The organism is Proteiniphilum acetatigenes DSM 18083 (assembly GCF_000380985.1).
Classification (GTDB): Bacteria; Bacteroidota; Bacteroidia; order Bacteroidales; family Dysgonomonadaceae; genus Proteiniphilum; species Proteiniphilum acetatigenes.
This window is the reverse complement of record NZ_KB905706.1, coordinates 36,113-59,434: the sequence shown is the minus strand read 5'-3', so window position 1 is coordinate 59,434 and position 23,322 is coordinate 36,113. Positions and strand designations below refer to the sequence as shown.

Sequence of the window (23,322 nt, the reverse complement as noted above, 5' to 3'; positions counted from 1 at the left end):
TATTCGATTCTCAGAAGCTTGTTTCTATTTTGAGACAGCTTCAAATTTAATCCCCAATAATTATGAAGTGTGTAAAATCAGTAATTTTCTGCTTTCTTATCCTTTCGTGTGTTTCATGTAAGTCAGCAGAGGAAAAAGAGCGGTCTCCACGGATAATTAATATTGTCAATTTCATCAGGAAAACCGACTATCGTCTGGAAAATGCAGATTCACTTTTATTTGAAGCAGTTGAAAAACAAATAGAGTTGGTCAATAAATATGATTTTCCGGCTACCTTTTTATTTCAATATGATGCCCTGATCGATCCGGAATATCAGAAACTGATGAAAAGCAAGCTTGATCCAAAATGCGAGATCGGAGCCTGGTGGGAAATTACCCGGCCTCATGTAGAAGCGGCAGGGATAGAGTGGCGTGGTGAACATCCCTGGGTATCCACAGCCAATATAGCCTTCACTACTGGGTATACACCTGAGGAACGAGAGAAGCTGGTGGATGTTTATATGGCTGAATTCAAAGAGATATATGGCTATTATCCGAGATCAGTGGCTTCATGGTATATTGATTCCCATACGTTGGCTTACATGTATGACAAATATGGAGTTGTTGCTTCGGCTAACTGTAAAGACCAGGTGGGAACTGATGGATATACTTTATGGGGAGGCTATTGGAACCAGGCCTATTACCCGAGCCGTAAAAATGCTTATATGCCGGCGCAGTCGGAACAAGGGCAGATCCCCGTACCTGTTTTCCGTATGCTGGGAAGTGATCCGATGTATCAATACGACAATGGGGTCGGTAGTGACAGACAGGGTGTAATATCGTTAGAACCCGTATACCATGATTCGGGAAAAAACCGGAAATGGGTGGAATATTTCTTTCAATCTATCGTGGATGGACCTTCCCTGGCTTTTAACTATGCCCAGGCAGGACAAGAAAATTCTTTTACCTGGAACGGTATGGGAGAAGGACTGAAAATGCAGTTCCCGATTATAGACTCATTGAGGAGAACCGGGAAAATACGGTTGGAAACGCTGGAGGCTTCAGGTAAATGGTTTAAAGAACAATTTACCACAACCCCGGCAACGGCGGTGACTACTTTGTTTGATGTCAGGAACAAAGGAAACAAATCGGTTTGGTATAACAGCCGTTATTACCGTGCTAATCTGTTCTGGGAAAAAGATGGTTTTTGTTTCAGGGATATCCATCTGTTCGATGAGGATTTTGAATCGGAATATTTGCATACTCCCGGGACAGGCGGACAGTTTTACTATTATACGCTCCCCGTTATCGACAGGTTCCATTGGAGTACGCGCGATGAGTTAACAGGCCTTAGAATTGTAGAATCAGATAACAATGGAAAGAAACGCAATGTCGTTCTGGCGGATCCGGTAGTCACTGAAACGTCAAAAACAACATTGAAAGTCGAATCGAAAGATCAGAATGGGAATAACTTCATTATAGTCTTCTATGAAGATAAAATAGACATTTCATGCAAACCAAAGGAAAAAGGTTTTAACTGGATGTTAGAATTGAAAGTTCCACAAGAGAGAACAGACCGGTTACCTTTTAAGAAATTTGATCAGTTTTCCATATCTTCTGAGTTCAGGGGATTTAATTATGAAATTCTGTGTGAGAAGGGAGATATTGTCAAAGGAGAGAATATCGATTTTGTATTCAGAATAGTACCTGTTAACAATAAATTAGTAATAAACGGAAAAGTGGGAGCAGGTAAGTAAAATACATTTGTAGGGACATTCTACCAAGGATGTCCCTACAATAAACTTATAACTCTATCACAGGAGTTGATCCCTATAAAAGAGCCTCTGTTGTCTTAATATCCCGGATTTTGTGCCAGATCCATATAAATAGATAAGCGGGACTCTTTATTATCTTATAATCTTTATTTCTTTCGGAGCATCAATCTCACTTTTTATTTTTCCGTCGGCTTGTTTCACATGTTTTACTGTTACGACACCGTAAGGTGTAGGAAATGATCCTTCCGCAAAAGTGAGATCTCCCAGGTTCGGACGTATGCGGATTACCTTTGATCCGGGTTCGATCACCTGGATCCCCAATACGTGTGCCGTTAACCAGGCGGTTGGTCCGGATGCCCATCCGTGACAGAGACTGGCCCTGAGGCCGATATAGCAGTGATCGCCCCCGTCGGCATGAATATCGAACTTCGATGGGTCAGGAAGTTGATCGATCGGTAAGGCATTCAATCGTTCTTCATAATTGAAATTTTCCCAGAAGGTGGTGGCGCCCAAATCGAGCATTGCTCCCCAATAATCGGTGATAATATTCATTGCTTCCCTGTATTTACCGTCTTTCGCCAATGCTTCCAGCATGTAATAGCCATAGAAGGTTGCGAAATCAGTGGCCCCGTTTCTGAGTATAACCGGAGAAGCCTGATTGGGAGCCAACATCCCTGCCAATGTGAGTAATGAGGCTGCCTGTTTATTCCCATGATCGGATGGAAGGTGTTTATGTAGTGATTCAGATGCTTTTATACATACATTATTGAGTTCCCTGTCATTTAACCATCCGGCAATATCCTTTCCTGCTTCCAAAGCCATCATCGTTAAAGACTGGAGTCCGGCATGGATCACGTTGGAATCTCTGGCCGTAGGCCAATCAAGAAAACGCCCTCCATCGAGATTTTCCCTGCCGTCCGGCCCTATTTTTGAAATGATCTGACGGATCAAAGACGACAGATAGTCCTGCTGTTCTTTCAGATAATCCAAATCCCCATGATACAGGTAAAGATCGCGATGTGCAATTACCCACCACAATGAATAGGAGGAGATCCCGTTCATCCATCCGGGTAGGGGAGTAGTATTCCTTCCGAAATTGAGACTTTTTTTCACCACTTCGTGATCTCCGAACACGGTGTTTATCGTCATGATTTCCGGATGGATGTCTCCCAGCCATACCAACCGGTCTCTTTTTATTCCGTCCCATAGGTATTCCTGCATATTCAGATGAACGGTATAGGCTCCCGTTTCCCATATTTCGTTCAGTCGTTCGTTATCGCATTTGAATGAACCCAGATAAGGGATATTCCTGTACCGGAAGATCGCTCTTACTGATCGTAGCGGCAGTTCAACACCTTTATCCAACAGATCTATTCGTACAAACCGGAATCCGGAATTCCCCACCTCTACGGTTCCTAACCAGGGGAGTTCCAGTGTGTAATCTCTTAAAGAATGATCATTGGTGGCTGAACCCATGCCCGGAACACTGTTGTCAATACAATCACTCATGGCTTCCGAAACCGACTCTCCCAAACGGATACGTACTCGCACCGGCTTTTTCTCGCCTCTTATCGCGGCTGCAATTTCTATTCCGCCGTACAGTTCTTTTCCGAAATCCAGTAACACCGAAGCCTGTGCTTCGTCGTCCGACCGGAGCACACACATGCCTGCTCCGCTGGTTGAGAGTTGTCCGTCGAATTGTGTCAACAGCACTTCGGCGTTCTTCACCTGTTCGTTTTTATTATCCGATTGCCAGACTATTTTTACAGGGGTAAGATATGCTCTTGTAATTTCGTCTTTGATCAGTTGTCCCTGAAAGGTTCTTTCTGCCAAGTATTTTTGAGCCGGAACGTTTCCCGCTAAAAGAAAGAGAAAAAGAATAAAGAATAAACGAGTTTTCATATGATTGGTGAGTTAAGAACTTAGAAGTTAGAACTGGGAACTTAGAATTATCAATTATCGTGCACAGTACACTATCGCCGAAGACATTATCGAGCGAAGCACACTATCATTCGTACTATTGCAAGTGGCTGGAAAATTATCGTTCTACAGAAAACTGCCATCTCCCTGAACCAATATTCTCAATGACTGAAAAGTTTCCGTTCCTTCTATATTTTACCGGTTGGCCATTGATGTGTACGGTCTGCCTTCCGGAATAGAAAGGAAGGTGTATTTCCGCAGTAGTGTTGGCCGGAATATCGACTTCAAGCCGGAACGATTGACCCGGATCATTGGTAAAACTTGCCGTTATATCACCCCGGATGGTCGGATGTTTGATTTCAGCCGATTTCAGCAAATCCGGCTGCGGCTTGATCCGTATCTTCCGGAAACCCGGTTCCAATGGTTCTATTCCCATCAGTTTCCGTGGGATCAGGTTGGCAGGTGCAGCGCCCCAGGCATGGTTCCAGTCCTGATTGGGTTTATATTTGTTGTCCCACGCTTCGAGTGTGATTGTAGAACCGACACGAATCATATTATACCAGCTCCTTTCACCGGTAGAAGTCAGCAGCTGTAGTCCATATCCGGCATCGTGGGCATCATAAATGGCATCAAGCAGGAATTGTGAACCGTATACACTACAAGCCATTCCACGGGAACGGATAAACTCCAACACACTGTTGATCCGGTTTTCAGGGACTAATCCGAAAGCGAGTGGAAACATATTGGCATGGAGGGATGCATGGTCTGTACCAATGCCATCGATATAAACACCTCTTTTTTTATCGAAAAGGTGCTTATTGAAAGATTGTTTCAATTTGGCAGCACGTTCGTTATAGAATTTCTGATCATCTGTCTTTCCTAACGTTTCTGCAATTTGCGCCATCAATACCAGGGTTCTGTAATGGAAAGCATTGACTACCGTGTTGATATCGGTGAAGACAAATCCGTCGGTCTCACCGCTTTCCTCCTTTTCCAATCCGAGAATACCGGTATGCGGCCAATCGACAATATCCCGTATCTGCCCGTTGAAATGGATAGATTGAAGTACTTCCGGTGTTACCTTGCCTGTACGGGTACTGATAAAACCTCTTTCATCGGAGAGCGCTATCAGGGTTTTTGCCTGAAGGTCTTCATAAAAGTGTGCCAACGAGAGTTTATTACCGGTGTACATATAATCTTCCCATGCTATGAGAACGGATTGCAGATGCCACTCGGTTGGCCAGGTCGGCTTCCGTATCAGGTATTCATGCGTGTAGCGTGCCATGCTGTAATCACGGGCTACGCCGTAGTGCGATAGTTGGTTGATCAGTGCATCTGCTTCGTAAGGAATTCTTTCCCGGTCCCCGTCAATATAAATACCAAGGAAGGATGTTGCCTTTATTGAGTATTTACTGATATCCCAAACCTGGTTGAGTATTGTGTCGGCACTGTGGAAGTGAGAGTCGAAATCGTTGAACGGATAAAAAGCCGTCTCCCGTATCAGGTCTTTTTCCTCTAGCGGATGTTTATAATTTTCTATTTCGCAGTAGCGGAATGGGGTCACTTCTCCGATATATTCCGGCATCAGTACAGCCTGTGGCCCGGTATTTCTTTTATCGGGACGAATGGCGACCACATAGGTTTTCCAGCCTTTATCAAGTCTTATTTTGTATTGGGAGTAACGAATGGAAGCTTCCGGAGATCGGTTAACCTCTCCGTTTTTTTCTGTTTCTCCCAAATGGATGGTTACACTATCGGTTCCGGTGTCGGAATATAGATTCACCCTTACTCTGCCGAAAGATGCTTTACCGAAGTCGGCAAAATAACGCATCTCATCGATCCGGTTTATTTTTACCGGATATTCGTCTTGTTTCTGAATCGGATACCGGTCTGTTGCGTAATCGGCTAGATTTTGAGCTGTTTTAAAAGCCGAAATTCCGGAAAAACCTGATTCTTCTCCACGATGATCCCATGTTTTTACTTTCCAGAAATAGACTTTTCCCGGTTCAAGTTGTTTGCCGTTATACAGAATATTGACAGAACAATTCCCTTCCACTTTTCCGGAATCCCACAGATCAGCAGAATCTTTCAACAGAAAATCCCTCTCTGAAGCGACTAATAACCGATAGGCTGTTTGCAGGGTGTTTTTTTCCCGGGAAGGTACTACCCATCCGAAAAATGGTTTGCGGGTACTTATTTCAGTAAACTGGAAATTCTCTCTTTGAGAAACCACTTTATCTATCGGTGTTGTTACAGGATAGCCGTTTATATATACCTGTTCGGTCTGTGATAACAGATTCACTGTTAATTCGTATGGAACGGATTGCTCCTGTGCGTTGGCAGTAATGGACAAGAATAAATATAAGATCGTGGGTAATATTATTTTTCTGATATGCATGAATGACTGAAATTAGTTGCTGTTTTGTTTTATACGTCCTGAATTTCTGTATTCCATAGGGGTAACCCCGACTCTCTTTTTAAAGAAGGATAAAAAGTACTCATAGGAACTGAAATTCAATTCGTAGGAAATCTCCTTTATAGAATAATTGGTTTCAGCCAATAACTCCTTGGCCTTTCTTAATTTTAATTCCTGAAAATACTGTGCCGGGGCATAACCGGTGTACTCCTTAAATGCTTTCCTGAATAAAGAGTAGCTGATCCCCAGGTTGGTAGCAATCCCTTTGATATCGATATTTTTATGGATATTTTCAATCATGATAACTTTTGCCCGTTCAATTTTCTGAGCGGATTCTTTAGACTCGAAGTTCCTGTTTTGTGCCAGCGATAAAATCGTACCCAGGATATTAAATGCAATTCCTGCCAGATTCTGCTGTGCAGCCGTTTTATCTTCTTTAGCCACTTTAATGGCTGTAGAAAACAGGTTTACGAGATCTTCGTTCACCCCTACACTGAGAATCTGATTCTCCGGAGATATGAACCCGTTTGCTACGATATCATCAATGATCTTTCCTTCAAAGCCGATGTAATATTCATTCCATCCTATTTCTTTGAGTGGGCAGTAGGTATGCCATTGGCCGGGAAAAAGAAAAATAACCTGTCCTTTGGTAATATTTGTCCTTTTTGTGGAATCGGAAGAAAAAATTCCTTTTCCTTTACTGATATAAACGATTTGATATTCCGATAAAATACGTCCGTTATTTGGGGTGAAGTAGTAACTTTTGGGATGTTCTGTGGACGGGTACACCGTATTAGGTGCTATGGGCTGAAAACCAACAGTGTTGACCGTTAACCCGAATTTTTTATCTTTTTCGTTTACTAACAGGTATTTAAAATCGATTCCTAAGTCGTTAAATCTCATGTTTTGTCTGTTTAGATTTGCAAATTCATTTTCATTGAAAATGGTCGTTGTCTGTATCGTCGATTTACATATATAAACCGAATTTTATTGCTCCCTGTTGAGACTTTCAATAGAAGTCAGCGATTTTCGCTTTGCTTCAATTCCCGCCGCACCATCAACTTATTGCGGCATATTGCAAATATTGTCAGGTCAGTACATGATTCATAGAACTGATAGGATTAAAACAGATTGGGTATTACCAAAGAAAATATCAAAACTACCATCCCGATAACCAGGAAAATGACGGCCTTTTTTCCTGCACCTTTCCACTCTTTGAGGATAATGCCCCATACGTTGCTGAAAACCACGTTTAGAGACATCAGTATGCTCCATGAAAAAGCCATCATCACACTGCCGGGTTCAAAAAAACTTTGTCCCATACCCAACCCGAAAAATTGAGAATACCAGAGAAGCCCTGCCAGTGCACAAAACAGAAGATTATTTACCAAAACGGCTTTTGAGGAGTGTTTTATTTCACTGCTCGTTTTATTTTTCCGGTTCATATAGAGACAATAAACGAGATTGGTGACAAATCCGCCAAGGGTGACCAATAGTGTGACCGGATTCTGTGCAAACAACTCCTTTGCTCCGGCAGCAATGGCCGCTTCTTTTACCGGTATCCCGGCGCTTAATCCCAGACTGAAACAGGCACTCATTACACCTGCAAACAACGCGATAAGAAGTCCCTTTTTCAGGGCAAAATCTTTGATCGCTTTTTTCCTCTCCTCTTCGGACATATTTTTTGAACGGAGGCTACCGGCATACCCTACTAATGCAATGCCTGCCAGTGTAACGGCAACAGCCACCAACAAAACCAATCCTTTCGGAGAAAAAAGATCCGTACCGGTAAGCATTGCGGGGATAAGTGTCCCGAAAGCAGCACAGGTTCCCAGCGCCACTGATTGTCCGAGTGCGATACCCAGAAAACGCATACTCAATCCGAAAGTCAATCCCCCGACTCCCCAAAGTACCCCGTATCCAATAGCTTTCCATGAGGCAGCTGCATTGGTAGTATATATTGCGATCAATTCCGATGGCGTACTGGCCATGAATGCCCCCAGAAGAGGAAAGAGCAGCCATGCGAAAATTCCCTGCATCAGCCAGAAGTTTTCCCATGACCACTCTTTTATCTTATTGATGGGGACGTATGAGCTTGATTGGCCCATACTTCCCACAGCAATAATAATTAAACCCAGAATTGTATTCATTGTTTAGACTCGTTTAGAGGTTACCTGATCTTCATACTCCTGGACATCCTGTACATAAGCATCGCCCACAGGTACGTTCTGCTGCTGGCAATAGTAATTATATACCGCGTTCCAGGGCATTGATTTCAATTCTTCCAGATAAGCCAGCCGTTGGAAATTTTTATCCTGCAGTTCAAATTCCCTTAATTGTCGGGTCGGCTCGAGCAGCGCTTGCAACATCGCTTTCTGTGTAGCGCGGATTCCCACTATATAAGCTCCCAGGCGATTGATAGATGCATCAAAATAATCGAGCCCGACATGTACACGATCGGCATGACCGGAACGAACAATCTCCTGAGTTAAAGCCAATAACTCGTCGCTTAAGATCACTACGTGATCACTATCCCAACGTTCCGGACGACTTACATGCAGATTAAGTTCAGGAACAAAAAGGAGCATCGAAGAGATTTTATCGGCTATTGATTCGGTCGGATGGAAGTGCCCGGCATCCAGTGTCAGCATCATATTGTTTTTTACCGCATAACCCATATAAAATTCATGCGATCCCACTACATAACTTTCGCTTCCGATACCAAACAATTTACATTCCACACAATCTTTCAGGTAATCTGTACTGATCTTTTCGGTGAAAACATCGTCGAGTGCCTCTTTCATCAGTTGTCTGTGGGCAAAGCGTGAAACGGTTTTGTCCTTTTCTCCGTCGGGAAACCAGATATTGTGAATACAGGGATCGCCTTGCTGCCGTCCGATTTCAGCTGCGATACGACGACAACGGCGCAGGTGCTCTTTCCAGAACTCCCTGATCTCAGGATCAAAATGAGAGATCATATATCCGCTCTCACCTTTGGGATGCGAGAAAAGGGTACAGTTGAAATCGAGTTTTACGCCGACTTTCTTCGCCCAGTCGATCCATGATTGAAAATGTTTTGGTTCGATCTGATCACGATCGACGAATTCACCGCCAAAATCGCCATAGATGGCATGCAAGCTTATCCTGTGTGTTCCGGGGATCAGCGTGAGCACTTTCTCGAAATCACTCCGTAGTTCCTCTATGGTCCTGGCTTTTCCGGGATAGTTACCGGTAGCCTGGATGCCACCTGTCAACTCTCCGTCAGGATTTTCAAATCCCGACACATCGTCTGCCTGCCAGCAGTGAATGGATATAGAGAGATTGTTCAGTTTCTCAATAGCCTGGTCAACATCCACTCCCAGCGATGCGTATTGTACCTTTGCGTCTTCATACGCTTTTTTAAGTTGTTCTTCCTTCATACCTTTAAATTTAAATTCAAGATTCAAGAACCAAGAATCAAGATTGTTATTTACTTTTATTGTTATTTTTCATTATTAAATCATCACATCATCACATTGATTATGCTATATATTCCTGTAAATATTCAGGTAATCACTGTAGTGGCTCTCCCATAGAGCAGTATCTTCTGGCTCGAATGTATCGAGATCAATGGAGTTTCTCACGATTTGACGGATTTCTTGTTTGTCATTGACTATACCGGCAGCTTTTGCCTGTAATAAAATATTTCCCATTGCCGTAGCTTCTGACGGGCCCGCAACGACCGGCTTGCCGATAGCGTTGGCCGTAAAGGTATTGAGCAATTTGTTTTGGGATCCCCCGCCGATAATATGCAGGATATTGATAGGGAATGTGGCAAGTTGTTGAAGATCAGCCAATACCTGCTTGTATCGAAAAGCAAGACTTTCGTAAATACAACGGGCTAATTCTCCCATTGTTTGAGGGATATATTGATTTGTTTCTTTACAATAAGACTGAATAGCCGTAGTCATGGATCCCGGGGCAGCAAAGCATGGTGAATCGGGATTGATAAAACATTTGAAAGGGACTGACTGTTTTGCAGCGGCTACTATATCTTCATAAGTAACCGGTTGATAGCTCTCCCATTCTTTTTTGCATTGTTCAATCAGCCACATTCCACAGATATTTTTCAGCAGGCGTATAGATCCGTCGGCACCTCCTTCGTTGGTAAAGTTAAGTCGAAAGGTTTCGTCATTGATTACAGGCGTTTCCGATTCGATGCCCATTAATGACCATGTTCCTGAACTCAGATATGCGAAGTTTTCATCTTTCGCAGGCGTAGCCAAAACGGCCGAAGCCGTGTCGTGACCTGCAACGGCTATGACGGATAGATCCTGTATGCCGGTCAGGCGCTGTACAGATGGGGATATATTGCCTATCTTATGTCCCGGATATACCAGCATTCCGAAGTGATTGCCATCCAGTTGCAGTGCTTGAAGAAGCGAACTGTCGAAATTTTGTGTATAAGCATCGAGCATTTGTGAAGTGGAGGAAATGGTGTATTCTGTCACCGCCGTCCCCGTCAGCAGATAGGATAGAGCATCCGGCATAAACAGTATCTTGTTGATGACAGGATAGATCGATGAATTTTCATGCAGGAGAGTGTCAAGTTGGAAAAGAGTGTTAAAGTTCATGATCTGAATTCCCGTTTTTCGATATACCTCTTCTTTCGGAATTTTGGAGAAAAAACGCTCCGGTGCATCGAATGTCCGGGAATCCCTGTAACTGTAAGGCATACGCAATGGTTCCCGATCCTTTCCGAAACAGACAAAGTCTACCCCCCATGTATCAATACCCAGGGATGTGACGTGCAGCCTGTGAGATTTGACTTCCCGTAGTGATGTTATAATCTGATTATACAAATAGAAGAGATCCCAATATAAACGATTGTTCACTTCGATTATAGGATTAGGGAAACGACTGATTTCCTTTAACTCCAGTTGATCATTTTGTATAGTTCCCAGCATTGCCCTTCCGCTGCTGGCGCCCAAATCGATTGCTAAGAATGACATTAAATTATCTACACTCATGATGAGGTTAAATTCAATTTTTTTTAAGATTGTCTGCAAACTTACAGGATAAATTGAATATATGCAATGAAATAAATGATTTTATGACTGTGTTTTTTGATAATGATTTGGATCTTTTTGGTGACAGGTTTATTTTGGGGAATTATTGTAGATTTTTTGCATCCTCGGTTATAAAGTATAAAATAAATAAAAAATAATAAAATCGGCGTTTTCTGAAAAAGAATTATATTATGTTTGCAAAGGAAAGTTATTTTATATAGATTTAGTCAACCGGTTTAGCAAATATGAAACGAGTATCCATGCAAGATATAGCAGACAAGTTGGGACTTTCTAAAGGAACAGTCTCTCTTGTATTGAGCGGTAAGGCTAAAGGCAGTCGTGTGAGTGAGGAGACGTGCAGGAAGGTTAAACAAATGGCTGCTGAGATGAACTATCAGCCGAATGAAATTGCCCGTAGCCTCAGTACAGGAAAGAGCATGTCTATTGGAGTTGTTATTACGGATATCTCAAATGAATTTTTTGGAAACCTTACCTTCCATATACAGGAACAGGCGAAGAAATACGGCTATACGGTGATTACTTCAAACACAAACGAAAGCCCGGAGGAGTTTTACGATGCGGTTACCACATTATTGAACAAGCAGGTGGACGGTATTATACTGGTTCCGGTAGATGAAGGGCAGGAAGTCCTCCTTAAAATCATGAAAAGAAATCTTCCAGTGGTGCAGGTAGATCGTTATTATCCGGATATTAAGGCCAACTACATCATTATTGATAATTATAAAGTATCCCGTGATGTAATTGAAGTTTTGATCAGAAAAGGTTTGCAAAGGATTGCAGTTGTTTGTTATGATATTAATCTGAATGCATTGACAGACAGGCGGCAGGGCTACATCGATGCACTGGACCGTCATGGTTTATTAGACCCTGCATTGATAAAGAATATCAATTATGAGAACCAGGAAGAAGAGATAAAAAGAGCCATTATCGACCTGAAAAATAATCCCGACAAAGTTGATGCAATATTTTTTTGTTCCAGGAGGGTATTTATTACCGGGGTAAAATATATGCACAGGGAAGGCATAAAGATCCCCGAAGAGATGGAAGTGGTGTGTTTTGACGAAATCGATTCTTTTTCTATTACCAATATGCCTATTACCTACATTAAGCAACCTATAAGGAAAATGGGGGAAAAAGCAGTGGATATTCTTATGGAACAGATGAGCGGAATAGACGAAATAAAAGAGTGCGTCTTCGAAGCCGAGATTGAATATTCAATCTGATTGAATTTTACTGATTTATTGATAGGAGAATTTTTATAATAAATAAGTTAACCGGTTTAGCAATGTGAGGGATCAGATATCTTACAGTTCTCTCTTACTTATTAGGTCGGTCGGAGCTTTAGGCATGTTATTATTTACGGTATGAGGATTGTAAGAAAAGAGAAATAAGTGTCAATTGTCTAATATTAAAAAATAAAAAAGGATGAAACGTAGCGAGATCAATCGGATTATTTCGGACGCAAAAGCATTTATGGGAGAATGGAAGTTTTCATTGCCTCCATGGGCGTATTGGAGCCTGTCAGACTGGGGAAAAAATAAAAAGAGTGCTGCTGAAGTGATGGAGAATATGCTTGGTTGGGATATCACTGATTTTGGTTCCGGAGATTTTTATAAAAGAGGATTATTCTTATTCACTTTACGTAATGGCAAACTCAATGTGGATAGAAAACCTTATGCCGAGAAAATAATGATTGTTGGGGAAAATCAGGAGACCCCCATGCATTATCATTGGTATAAGATGGAAGATATTATTAACAGGGGCGGAGGCAATTTAGTCATTGAATTATACAACTCTACCCCTGATAATGGGTTTGACGTGACCGATGTACGATGCAAGAAAGATGGTGTGAGTGTGGTTGTTCCGGCAGGCGGTAAGGTAATACTGGCCCCGGGCGAGAGTATTACGTTGGAACAAGGTGTGTACCATCGTTTTTACGGAGAAGAAGGGAGAGGTAAGGTCCTGGTGGGTGAAGTCAGTATGGTAAATGATGATTCTACAGACAACTGCTTCTACGAGTCGGTAGGGCGATTCCCGTCTGTAGAAGAAGATGTGGAACCGTTACATCTGTTGGTGTCTGATTATAAAAAATTTCTGGGCTGATGGTGAAAAAACACTTTAAAATATCCGGAGTAGGATGTGCTTTGGTAGATTATTTGTTTACTCCTATAAACTTCAGTGGAGAGACTTTCAGCCGTTATATATCCGTGAGACCGGGCGATGGAGGATTATCTCCCGGAAAGCTTGTTTTCAGAGACGAGTTTGAAGCATTCTCCGGTAGAGATTATATGGAAGTGAGGGAGCTGCTCACAGCGGGCAACTCTCCGCTAACATTGAATATCGGAGGACCATCCATTGTTTCGTTGATTCATGCCGCTCAGATGCTGGACGGTACTGTGGCGGAAGTTTACTTTTACGGTAGTAAAGGGCGCGACAAAGATGCGCTGTTTATTGATGAACGATTACAGAAAACACCATTGAAGACTGGAAAATACAAGGTGTCCGATCAATATACAGCCTTTACCGACGTACTTTCGGATCCCGGTTATGACCAGGGGTTGGGAGAACGTATCTTTATCAACAATATCGGAGCCGCATGGGATCTTTACCCTGAAGATATGGATGAAGCGTTCTTCGAAAGTGACATGGTCATTTTCGGAGGGACTGCTCTAGTCCCTCATATTCACCGGTCGCTCTTGGAATTACTTAAAAAAGCCAAAGCTAAAAAATCTGTTACCGTAGTCAATACTGTTTACGATTTTCTCAACGAAAGGAGTAACCCAGGAAAAGCCTGGCCGTTAGGATCTACTGTGGAGACCTATCGTTATATCGATTTGTTGATTGCAGATATGGAGGAAGCCCTACGATTGAGCGGACAAGCAACTATTGCAGAAGCCCTCTCTTTCTTCAAAAGAACAGGTGTAGGTGCAGTGATTGTCACACATGGAGCAAACCCGCTTTACTATTTCTGTAACAGTAAATTGTTCGGCAGGGCAGAGGGTTGCAAGCTGGTTTCAGAAAGGGTGAGAAATGAGATTGTCCTTTATCCTGAACGGGTAGGTGATACCACAGGATGCGGAGACAATTTTGCGGGGGGAGCAATTGCTTCTATTGCCGAGCAAATGATGGATCCTCATAAAGAAAGGGTAAATATAGATGAAGTAATTGCGTGGGCTACGGTATCGGGCGGATATGCCTGTTTCTATCATGGAGGAACATTTTATGAAGAATATCCGGGACAGAAACGGGAACTAATAGAACCTTATTACAGGGATTATCAACTTCAGAAGACAAATCGACCGTTCATACCAGACTACAGATAAACTCAATGAATGAGAGAAAAATTGTTATTTTTGGAGCCGGGAAGATTGGGCGCTCTTTTATAGGGCAGGTATTCAATTTGTCAGGGTATGAAGTCGTTTTTGTGGATATCAATAAGCAATTGGTCGATCTGATAAATCAACAGAAACAATACCGGATAGTCATCAAAAACGGAGAAGAGGATGAGTTGCTGATCATTCGTAATATAAAAGGTATATACCTTGATGAAGAGGAACAACTTATGTCCGAGTTGAATAATACAAAAATTATGTCCCTTTCCGTGGGACAACAGGGAGTAGGCACAGTGATTCCTCTGCTGGCCAGATCATTAGTTATCCGACGGGAAAAATATGGAGATGTACCCCTGGATATAATTATAGCAGAGAATATAAGAAACGCGGATAGGCTTATCCGGAAAGAATTGGAAAAACAGTTGCCGCCGGATTATCCATTGGAAAAATTGGTGGGATTAGTGGAAACGAGCATTGGAAAGATGGTGCCTATCATGACACAAAAGGATATCGAGGAGGATCCGTTACAGGTATTTGCCGAATCTTATAACTCTTTGATCGTTGCAAAAAACGGATTTAAAAACCCAATTCCCGATATTCCTTTTCTGGCGCCCAAAGAGAATATCAAAGCCTGGGTCGACCGCAAACTTTTTATCCACAATTTAGGGCATGCTGCGACGGCTTATCTTGGGTTTAAAAAATATCCGGATGCTGTTTATATCTGTGAAGTACTCGAAGATCAAGAACTTCTTGATACCGTGAGGCAAACAATGCTGCAATCTGCTGAAATCCTACGGTCATTATATCCGGAAGAGTTTACCCTGACCCAGCTGAAAGAACATATAGATGACCTGATATGTCGATTCAGAAATAAAAGTTTAAAAGATACCCTGTTTCGTGTGGGGTGTGACCTGTACCGGAAACTGGGCCCGGAAGACCGATTGGCTGCTCCTGTCCATGCTGCTGTCCGGCTGGGAAAACCTTATCACCTGATCCTGAATGCAATTATCGCAGGAATATCTTTCAGGGCTAAAGATGAAAACGGTAATTACTTCCCTTCGGACAGATTGTTCTTTGAGGAGGCAGTAAGAGGTCCCCGGTATATATTGGAGAATGTGTGTAAGATAAGGTGGGAAAGTGGGAAGGTGGGAAGGAAAAACTAAATGATCCCGACAAGTCGGAATAACTTGTCCCGATTTATCGGGAAGTAGTGTTGATTAATGTACTAATTAATAAAGAAGTCAAGAAGATGGCGTAGGTTTAATGTATTAATAATCAGTAAATTATTTAGTTTGAAAAATCTTGAATCTTGAATTTTGAATTTCTATAGTCTTGGTTCTAAAATTTAATTGAAATGAAGAAAATAATTTTATTCGTAGTCCTGTTTGGAATAATATTGAATAGTTGCGGGAAGATGACAACCACTTCCAGCCGGAAAAAAGAGCCGGTCGATTACGTGAATAACCGTATCGGCAATATCAGTATTCTTTTGGTTCCCACATTCCCGGTGACGCACCTGCCTAACAGTATGTTGCGTATGATCCCTGCTCATAGGGAATTTGTCACCGACCGTATGGAAGGATTGCCGCTGAATGTACCTTCGCACCGTCAGGGTGATGTGTTGTACCTGATGCCCTACTGCGGCGAACCGGATGGGCTGACGCCCAACCTGAATTATCGTTACGACCATGAAGAGTCCACACCCTATCACTATTCGGTATATCTGGACGATCATGGCATCACGGCCCGTTTTGCACCGGCTGCCCGTGGAGCGGTATTCGCCCTGACTTTTGAGGAAGAGGCTCCCCGATATGTTATGCTACGTACGGTCGGAAACGGAGAATTACATGCCCAGGGTAATACTATGCACGGATATGAAATGTATCATGGAACAAAGCACTATTTTTATCTTGAGTTCGACCAGGAGCCTGTGGAGACAGGCAACCGGGATACGGAAAGCCGGAAAGCCTGTTATGCCGCATTCGATAAGAACGTGAAAGAAGTGCGCATACGATACGGTATCTCATATATCAGCGAAGAACAGGCACGTCGGAATATGGAAAAAGAGGTTCCCGGTTATGATATCGATGCACTGGCAAAGGCTGCCCGTGCGCAATGGAACAGAACTTTGGGGAAAATAGAGGTGGAAGGTGCTACCGAAGACCAGAAAACAGTCTTTTATACCTCACTGTACCGCGCACACGAACGTATGATCAATATATCGGAAGACGGGAAGTATTACAACGGTTTCGATGGGAAAGTGCACGATGATGAAGGTATTCCGTTCTGGACAGACGATTGGATCTGGGATAATTATCTGGCACTGCATCCGTTGCAAACGATCCTGAATCCAAGGGCGCAGGAAGAAAAGCTGGCTTCCTATATCCGGATGTATGAACATTCCGCAGAGAAATGGATGCCTACATTTCCCTGTGTATTCGGTGATGCACATTGTATGAACGGCAACCATGCCGCCGTGATGTTTGCCGACGCACTGGCCAAGGGTATTCAATTTGATGTGGAAAAGGCTTTCGAGGGGATGAAGAATACTGTGCTGACCGAAACTATGATCCCCTGGGCACGCGCTCCAAAAACAGAACTGGATGATTTCTATCATGAGTATGGATGGTTCCCTGCGCTTTATCCTGATGAAAAGGAGACCGTACCTGTTGTCAGTGATTTTGAAAAACGAAATGCAGTGGCAGTAACTCAGGCGGCTTCATATGATGACTGGAGCATTGCACAGATGGCAAAATCGCTGGAGAAAGAGGATGATTACCGGTTCTTCCTGAACCGTGCATTCAACTACCGCCATCTGTTCAATAAAGAAACGGGTTTCTTTCACCCGAAAGATAAGGAGGGTAAATTCATACAGCCATTCGATTATATATTTTCCGGAGGGATTGGTGCCAGGGCCTACTATGATGAAAACAATGCCTGGACATATATCTGGGATGTACACCACAATATTGCCGACCTGATTGACCTGTTCGGAGGCAATCAGCCTTTTATTGAAAAGTTGGATCAATTGTTTGTGGAGGATTTGAAATTACCCAAATGGCAGTATTATGCCATCCATCCCGATGCTACAGGGAATGTCGGCCAGTTTGTAATGGGAAACGAGCCCAGTTTTCATATTCCTTACCTCTATAATTATGCCGGTCAGCCATGGAAAACGCAGAAACGTATACGTATGCTGCTTGAAAGCTGGTTCCGTAACGACCTGATGGGTATCCCCGGTGATGAAGACGGCGGCGGTATGACCGCGTTTGTGGTCTTCTCGCAATTAGGGTTCTATCCGGTATCCCCCGGCATCCCGGTTTATACGATTGGCAGCCCTATCTTTACAAAATCGAGCATCAAACTGGATAATGGGAAGGTTTTCACTGTGAAGGCCGAAAATGCTTCGGGGAGTAATAAATATATACAATCGGCTACACTGAACGGTCAACCGTTGAATCGTACCTGGTTCATGCATGAGGACTTAGTCAATGGCGGTACATTGGAACTGATCATGGGAGATCGTCCGAATAAAGACTGGGGATTGGAATCACCTCCTCCATCGGCCGCAGACATGCAGGGGTTTTAAATATTGTTTAATGAGTGATAAATGAATTGTTTAAATGAAAAAAACAATAGGTTATCTGGCTGCAGCGTTAGTTCTGCTCCCCGTTATTCTATGTATTCTGATTTCTTGTAAAGAACAGAATGTTATCGGAGTGTATGATTTGAGATATACCCTCTCTTATGATTTGAATGATACACAGCAAGTCGGGAGTTTATGGGATGATATCCATGCTGTCGCCACTTTACAGGGAATTGTAAACAGAAAAGGTCCGTGCCTATTTATACATTATATTGTTACCCACGGTATAGATATAGACAGCTATTGGTGGGATAAATACCGGGAGCCCGGAAGATGGCTGCATGAAAAAGATACTGTGGTATATCAGGATATTATACAATTGATAGAGGCATATAGAAAAGATATCAATGGTGTCGTGTTATATGATTCATCCATTGCATCGACCAGTAACGTGGCTTCAGCTGTGGCGGGAATTGAAAATCTGATAGCTGTTCGTTATGATACTGATCCTAACAGCCTGTATTCACGTATAGTACTCAATGGGCCTAAACTGAAAGTGATAGCAAGGCTGATCAAAGAAAACGGTACACCCCTTTTTACAGGCACCGGCATTATACCCGGGACGGATCGGATGTCGACCGGATCCTTAAAAAATGATCCTTATATATGGTTTATCGAGAATTATATGAAGACTAACCGCTGTTCAGGTGAGTTTGGTGCTTATTATATCGACCAGAAATGGCGGGAAAAACCAACGGCTACGGTGGTAAACCATCATACCCTTACCAATCATGATTTCTTCGTGAGTAAGAAAGCTTTTTTCTTCGATTTATCTCCCTGGGGTGATGAGCCGGCCACTGATGATGAAACGCAGGTAACGGGTACCGACCTGAATACGCTGAAAGAGTTCTTGAGTGAGGCCTACAGGATCAATAAGGGTGAAAAGATGTGCTATATAGGTGGTTTCCCGTCATGGGCTTTTAAATATACGCAGCACGCGGGGGGAATACATGAAGATGTAGCCACCGAATGGGAATTTTCTAAATTGATCGGAGCCTATAATGCGTTTAAGGATGCCGATGCCATTGGGTACGGAGCCTTGGCAAATGCTTCCTTCTGGACTCATTTCCCGTTGAAGGAAAGATATCCTCAACGAAGAGTGTCCCTGGAAGAGTTGAAACAAAGAGGATATTTAGATGAAGATGGAAAGGTCGATTTCAAGGGAAGGAACTTTTTTATATTTTATGTGGGAGATTATGATGCCTCTTCATGGGTGGTTCAACGTACGCCCTCCATTTGGGATGACGAAAACAGGGGGAAAGTGCCTATGATGTGGGCGATTAGCCCGGTGCTGGAAAACAGGGTGCCGATGGCGCTGGATTATTACCGGGAAAGTGCGACACACAATGACTATTTTGTAGCTGCCGACAACGGCGCGGGTTATCTTATGCCGGGAATGTTACAGGAACCTAGAGAATCTGGTTTTAAATCGGGATTAGATAGCTGGGCAAATCATTGTAAACCTTACTACGAGCGCTGGGATTTAACAATCACCGGTTTTATCATCGACGGAACCGCCCCGGGTCTTTCTAAGGAAGGACTTGATTGTTATGCCTCATTCAGTCCTGACGGCATTGTACCGCAAAAAGTGCCTTTGACTCTGTTACATGGCGATATGCCTGTATTACGATCTGATTATGATATTATTGCCGATGATCCCAAAATTGCTGTCCAGCATATGTTAGACAGGGTAAGAGTAAGACCGGTACCTTTTCATTGGTTCAGGAATATTCTTAAGACACCTACCTGGTATGTTGAATTTATGGATGAACTGCATTCGGCAGACCCTGATATTGAACTGCTGGATGCTCCGACATTTTTTGAGTTGTACCGGATCTGGCTCCGTCAGAATCCGGCTGCAGCCACCGGCAAAATAGAAATGGAATAATTATTTATCTGATGAATTTTGTTTTTAAAATAAAGTATTGTATCAAAAAGAATATATGAAAGATCAATTATTGAATCGACAGCGAAAGCAAATTCTGTATATTTGCCGATGCTTTCTGTGTGGCTCAATTAAATGTAATGAATAGAATGATCTTTAAATATCCGAAAATATTGTCTATTAATTTAATGGCATTTATCTTTGGATTCTACCATAGATAATGATATCTTTGTGTCAGCATAGTTCAGCACAGTTGACGGTAGTCAAAATTATGTATATTTGTAGAATATAAGATACGCCTCGGATAAGCTTCAAGCAAGCTTGACTTATCCCTCGGCTTTCATTATATTTGCATACTTAAATCATGCGTAAATGGCAGTTGTAGTAATCATGCCCAAACAGGGGCAATCAGTGGAAAGTTGTATCATTACCGAACTGAAAAAGAAAAAAGGTGATACCGTGCAAAAAGGAGATATACTATTTTCTTATGAGACGGATAAGGCTTCGTTTGAAGAAGAAGCCCCTGCGGGGGGAGTCGTACTCGAATGTTTTTACAGCGAAGGCGATGAAGTGCCCGTATTGGAAAATATGATGGTGATCGGAGAACCTGGAGAAGATATTTCTTCATTGTTGGTCGGGCGTGAATCTCCGGCTGAGGGGAATAAAGGCGTGTCTATGGAATCCCGACCTGCAGACTCTTTAACAAGTGAAAAACAAGAACAAAAAGAGAGTTCTACCCCCTTTACCGTACAATCGGGAAGAAGTCCTGTTTCCCCGCGTGCCAGAAAATTGGCAGAGAAAAACGCTGTGGATACTTCCGGCCTTTCAGGGAGCGGTCCTAAGGGACGTATTATAGAAAAGGATATACAGGCGGTCTTGCATGATCGACCGAAGATGACACCGCTGGCAAAAAAACTGGCTGCGGAACAAGGTATGCTGCCGCAGTCGTCCGGAACGGGGCTTGCAGGTACGGCCCGGGCTTCCGATCTGTCCGTTCCTGTGAACAGTGTTTACGGAAAGGATTACGAAGAACGGAAGATATCCAATATGCGCAAGATCATCGCCCGTTCTATGCACGCTTCCCTGCAAAATTCGGCGCAGTTAACCCACCATTTGGGTGCGGATGCCAGAAGAATATTAGTGCTTAGAAAAAAAGCAAAAGCAATGCTTGAAGAGGGAAGCCTTGACATCAATATCACATTGAACGATATGGTCTGCTTCTCAGTCATCAGGGCGCTGAAGAAGTTTCCCAATGTAAATACCCATTTTCTGGGTGACAGTATCCGCTATTTTAGTAAAATACATCTTGGATTGGCGGTAGACACCGAAAGAGGATTGATGGTGCCGGTCATACGTAATGCTGATGATCTGTCCATTACCGGTTTGGCCCGACAGTTCAAGGAAATTGCTGCTGCTTGCAGGAACGGAAGCGTGAATCCCGATATACTTTCTCCGGAAGCGGGTTCGTTTACCGTTTCGAACCTGGGAAATTATGGCGTGGAGATGTTCACGCCGGTCATTAACCTGCCTCAATCGGCTATCCTGGGTGTGAATACCATCGTACTGCGTCCAAAAGATATTGGTGACGATGTATATGCTTTTGTTCCTTTTATCGGACTGAGTCTTACTTACGATCATCGTTCATTAGACGGAGGAGAAGCTACACGCTTCCTGAAGCAGATTGCCATAGAAATAGAAAATCTGGAATTTGAAATATAAGAACCAAGAGCCAAGATTCAAGACAAAAGATACAAAGTTTTAATGAATTGTTGGGTGCTTGGTTGTTATATATGGTAAATGGTTTTAGAAATGTTTTAAATAATAAATTATGCCGGTAACCGGTCTGAATATAGCCTTTATAATCCTGGCTCTTGATTCCTGGTTCTTGGCTCTAAAGAAAATATTATGTACGATTTACTGATTATCGGTGGAGGCCCTGCCGGGTATGTTGCGGCGGAACGGGCCGGACATAAAGGGTTGAATGTGATACTGTTTGAGAAAAAAGCGATGGGTGGGGTATGTCTGAATGAAGGTTGTATTCCCACCAAAACACTGCTTTATAGTGCCAAGACTTATGAAAACGCTTTGCACGGGGATCTCTATGGTGTTTTTGGAGATAATATCCGTTTTGATTATGGAAAAATGGTCTCCCGTAAAAAGAAAGTGGTACGTAAACTCGTACTTGGTGTAGAAAGCAAGATGAAATCCAACAAAGTGACGGTGATAAAGGGAGAAGCCGTTATCAACGGACGCTCATCGGAGGGGATTGAGATAACCAGTAATGGTGAAAAATATATAGGAAAAAATCTCCTTATCTGTACAGGATCGGAAGCATCCGTGCCTCCAATACCAGGGCTGCAGGAAGCGGGAGAAATCATCGTTACCAACCGCGAGATACTTGAGCTGACCGAACGGCCCGAATCTCTTGTTGTTATTGGCGGAGGGGTGATTGGTATGGAGTTTGCCAGTTTCTACAACAGTCTGGGAACCCGGGTTGCTGTAGTGGAAATGCTTCCGGAAATTCTTGGAGGACTCGATGTGGAGATTTCTGCCATGCTTCGGGAAATCTATACAAAGAAAGGAATTACGTTCCATCTGAACGCAAAGGTGACACAGGTAGATGGTCACAAGGTCGTGTTTGAGAAAGACGGAAAAACGGAAACAATAGAAGGTGAAAAGATATTACTGAGTGTTGGTCGTCGTCCCGTTACGCAAGGATTCGGGTTGGAAAACCTGGGAGTAGAGTTATTGCGTGGCGGTATCAAGGTGGATGAAAAGATGCGTACCAATGTCCCCGGTGTTTTTGCTGCTGGCGATGTAACCGGTTTTTCGTTGCTGGCTCATACGGCAAGTCGTGAAGGAGAGGTGGTGGTGAATAACCTCACCGGCAGAAGCGATATCATGCGTTATAATGCCATTCCGGGTGTGGTCTATACCAATCCCGAAGTGGCCGGAGTAGGAGAGACCGAAGAATCGGCCAAGGCAAAAAATATTGCCTATAAGGTAGCCAAGTTACCCATGGCTTATGCCGGACGTTTTGTCGCTGAAAACGAGGGCGGAAGCGGACTGTGCAAAGTGCTGGTCGGTGAAAAGCATGGCGAGGTGATCGGCGTACACATGCTGGGTAATCCCGTCAGCGAAATCATTTACGGAGCCTGTATCGCTATTGAACAGGAAATGACGCTGAAAGAGATGCAAGAAGTGGTCTTTCCGCATCCTACCGTGAGTGAGATTATTAAAGAAACCGTCTTTTTATAGTGGAAAGGAGTATTAGAACTTACAACTTGGAACTGAGAACTT

At 43.1% G+C, this 23,322-nt stretch carries 15 protein-coding genes; 9 read left to right on the top strand and 6 right to left on the bottom strand.

The genetic code is table 11. The features are described from left to right. Positions 1-62: 62 nt before the first annotated feature. Positions 63-1,736, top strand: a complete 1,674-nt coding sequence (locus tag F597_RS0116930; protein ID WP_019540944.1) for a hypothetical protein — start codon at positions 63-65, stop codon at positions 1,734-1,736. A 150-nt stretch (positions 1,737-1,886) separates the two neighbouring features. Here the strand turns inward: F597_RS0116930 and F597_RS0116925 are convergent, their stop codons facing one another. The 6 genes from F597_RS0116925 to rhaB all read right to left on the bottom strand — a co-directional run bounded on the left by F597_RS0116925 (position 1,887) and on the right by rhaB (position 11,081). Continuing rightward, entirely contained in the window at positions 1,887-3,656 is a 1,770-nt protein-coding gene (locus F597_RS0116925) for an alpha-L-rhamnosidase-related protein (protein WP_026327578.1), read from the bottom strand. Between the two features lie 136 nt (positions 3,657-3,792). Then, complete coding sequence (locus F597_RS0116920) at positions 3,793-6,072, bottom strand: alpha-L-rhamnosidase-related protein (protein WP_044060426.1); 2,280 nt, start codon at positions 6,070-6,072, stop codon at positions 3,793-3,795. A gap of 12 nt (positions 6,073-6,084) precedes the next feature. Continuing rightward, on the bottom strand, positions 6,085-6,993 hold the full coding sequence (locus tag F597_RS0116915; RefSeq protein WP_019540941.1) for an AraC family transcriptional regulator: 909 nt from the start codon (positions 6,991-6,993) through the stop codon (positions 6,085-6,087). Positions 6,994-7,211: 218 nt separating this feature from the next. Continuing rightward, positions 7,212-8,240 carry an L-rhamnose/proton symporter RhaT gene (gene rhaT / locus F597_RS0116910; protein ID WP_019540940.1) on the bottom strand — a complete coding sequence of 343 codons (1,029 nt, stop codon included), beginning with the start codon at positions 8,238-8,240 and terminating at the stop codon, positions 7,212-7,214. A 3-nt stretch (positions 8,241-8,243) separates the two neighbouring features. Next, complete coding sequence (locus F597_RS0116905) at positions 8,244-9,509, bottom strand: L-rhamnose isomerase (protein WP_026327576.1); 1,266 nt, start codon at positions 9,507-9,509, stop codon at positions 8,244-8,246. Between the two features lie 105 nt (positions 9,510-9,614). Beyond that, entirely contained in the window at positions 9,615-11,081 is a 1,467-nt protein-coding gene (gene rhaB, locus F597_RS0116900) for a rhamnulokinase (RefSeq protein ID WP_026327575.1), read from the bottom strand. A 302-nt stretch (positions 11,082-11,383) separates the two neighbouring features. Here rhaB and F597_RS0116895 point away from each other — a divergent pair, with 302 nt between their 5' ends. The 8 genes from F597_RS0116895 to lpdA all read left to right on the top strand — a co-directional run bounded on the left by F597_RS0116895 (position 11,384) and on the right by lpdA (position 23,280). Continuing rightward, positions 11,384-12,382, top strand: a complete 999-nt coding sequence (locus F597_RS0116895) for a LacI family DNA-binding transcriptional regulator (RefSeq protein ID WP_026327574.1) — start codon at positions 11,384-11,386, stop codon at positions 12,380-12,382. 202 nt (positions 12,383-12,584) lie between these two features. Next, entirely contained in the window at positions 12,585-13,262 is a 678-nt protein-coding gene (locus tag F597_RS0116890; RefSeq protein WP_019540936.1) for a D-lyxose/D-mannose family sugar isomerase, read from the top strand. Then, on the top strand, positions 13,262-14,482 hold the full coding sequence (locus F597_RS0116885; RefSeq protein WP_019540935.1) for a carbohydrate kinase family protein: 1,221 nt from the start codon (positions 13,262-13,264) through the stop codon (positions 14,480-14,482). Before F597_RS0116890 ends, F597_RS0116885 begins: the two co-directional genes overlap by 1 nt. A gap of 5 nt (positions 14,483-14,487) precedes the next feature. Beyond that, positions 14,488-15,654 (top strand): mannitol dehydrogenase family protein, encoded by a 1,167-nt coding sequence (locus F597_RS21100; RefSeq protein WP_019540934.1) that lies wholly within the window; start codon positions 14,488-14,490, stop codon positions 15,652-15,654. A gap of 191 nt (positions 15,655-15,845) precedes the next feature. Further along, on the top strand, positions 15,846-18,080 hold the full coding sequence (locus tag F597_RS0116875; protein WP_026327572.1) for a GH92 family glycosyl hydrolase: 2,235 nt from the start codon (positions 15,846-15,848) through the stop codon (positions 18,078-18,080). 34 nt (positions 18,081-18,114) lie between these two features. Continuing rightward, entirely contained in the window at positions 18,115-20,025 is a 1,911-nt protein-coding gene (locus F597_RS0116870) for a GxGYxYP domain-containing protein (protein ID WP_019540932.1), read from the top strand. 369 nt (positions 20,026-20,394) lie between these two features. After that, entirely contained in the window at positions 20,395-21,741 is a 1,347-nt protein-coding gene (locus F597_RS0116865; protein WP_019540931.1) for a dihydrolipoamide acetyltransferase family protein, read from the top strand. A gap of 183 nt (positions 21,742-21,924) precedes the next feature. Further along, positions 21,925-23,280, top strand: coding sequence for a dihydrolipoyl dehydrogenase (lpdA, locus tag F597_RS0116860; protein WP_026327571.1), 1,356 nt, complete (start codon positions 21,925-21,927; stop codon positions 23,278-23,280). Positions 23,281-23,322: the final 42 nt, after the last annotated feature.

Excerpts from the sequence above, each read along its gene's own strand:
- F597_RS0116905 (WP_026327576.1), bottom strand. The coding sequence starts at position 9,509 with ATGAAGGAAGAACAACTTAAAAAAGCGTATGAAGACGCAAAGGTACAA.
- F597_RS0116870 (WP_019540932.1), top strand. The coding sequence starts at position 18,115 with ATGAAAAAAACAATAGGTTATCTGGCTGCAGCGTTAGTTCTGCTCCCC.
- F597_RS0116875 (WP_026327572.1), top strand. The coding sequence starts at position 15,846 with ATGAAGAAAATAATTTTATTCGTAGTCCTGTTTGGAATAATATTGAAT.
- rhaB (WP_026327575.1), bottom strand. The coding sequence starts at position 11,081 with ATGTCATTCTTAGCAATCGATTTGGGCGCCAGCAGCGGAAGGGCAATG.
- F597_RS0116885 (WP_019540935.1), top strand. The coding sequence starts at position 13,262 with ATGGTGAAAAAACACTTTAAAATATCCGGAGTAGGATGTGCTTTGGTA.
- F597_RS0116930 (WP_019540944.1), top strand. The coding sequence starts at position 63 with ATGAAGTGTGTAAAATCAGTAATTTTCTGCTTTCTTATCCTTTCGTGT.
- F597_RS0116920 (WP_044060426.1), bottom strand. The coding sequence starts at position 6,072 with ATGCATATCAGAAAAATAATATTACCCACGATCTTATATTTATTCTTG.
- F597_RS0116925 (WP_026327578.1), bottom strand. The coding sequence starts at position 3,656 with ATGAAAACTCGTTTATTCTTTATTCTTTTTCTCTTTCTTTTAGCGGGA.
- F597_RS0116890 (WP_019540936.1), top strand. The coding sequence starts at position 12,585 with ATGAAACGTAGCGAGATCAATCGGATTATTTCGGACGCAAAAGCATTT.
- F597_RS0116895 (WP_026327574.1), top strand. The coding sequence starts at position 11,384 with ATGAAACGAGTATCCATGCAAGATATAGCAGACAAGTTGGGACTTTCT.
- F597_RS21100 (WP_019540934.1), top strand. The coding sequence starts at position 14,488 with ATGAATGAGAGAAAAATTGTTATTTTTGGAGCCGGGAAGATTGGGCGC.
- rhaT (WP_019540940.1), bottom strand. The coding sequence starts at position 8,240 with ATGAATACAATTCTGGGTTTAATTATTATTGCTGTGGGAAGTATGGGC.
- F597_RS0116915 (WP_019540941.1), bottom strand. The coding sequence starts at position 6,993 with ATGAGATTTAACGACTTAGGAATCGATTTTAAATACCTGTTAGTAAAC.
- F597_RS0116865 (WP_019540931.1), top strand. The coding sequence starts at position 20,395 with ATGGCAGTTGTAGTAATCATGCCCAAACAGGGGCAATCAGTGGAAAGT.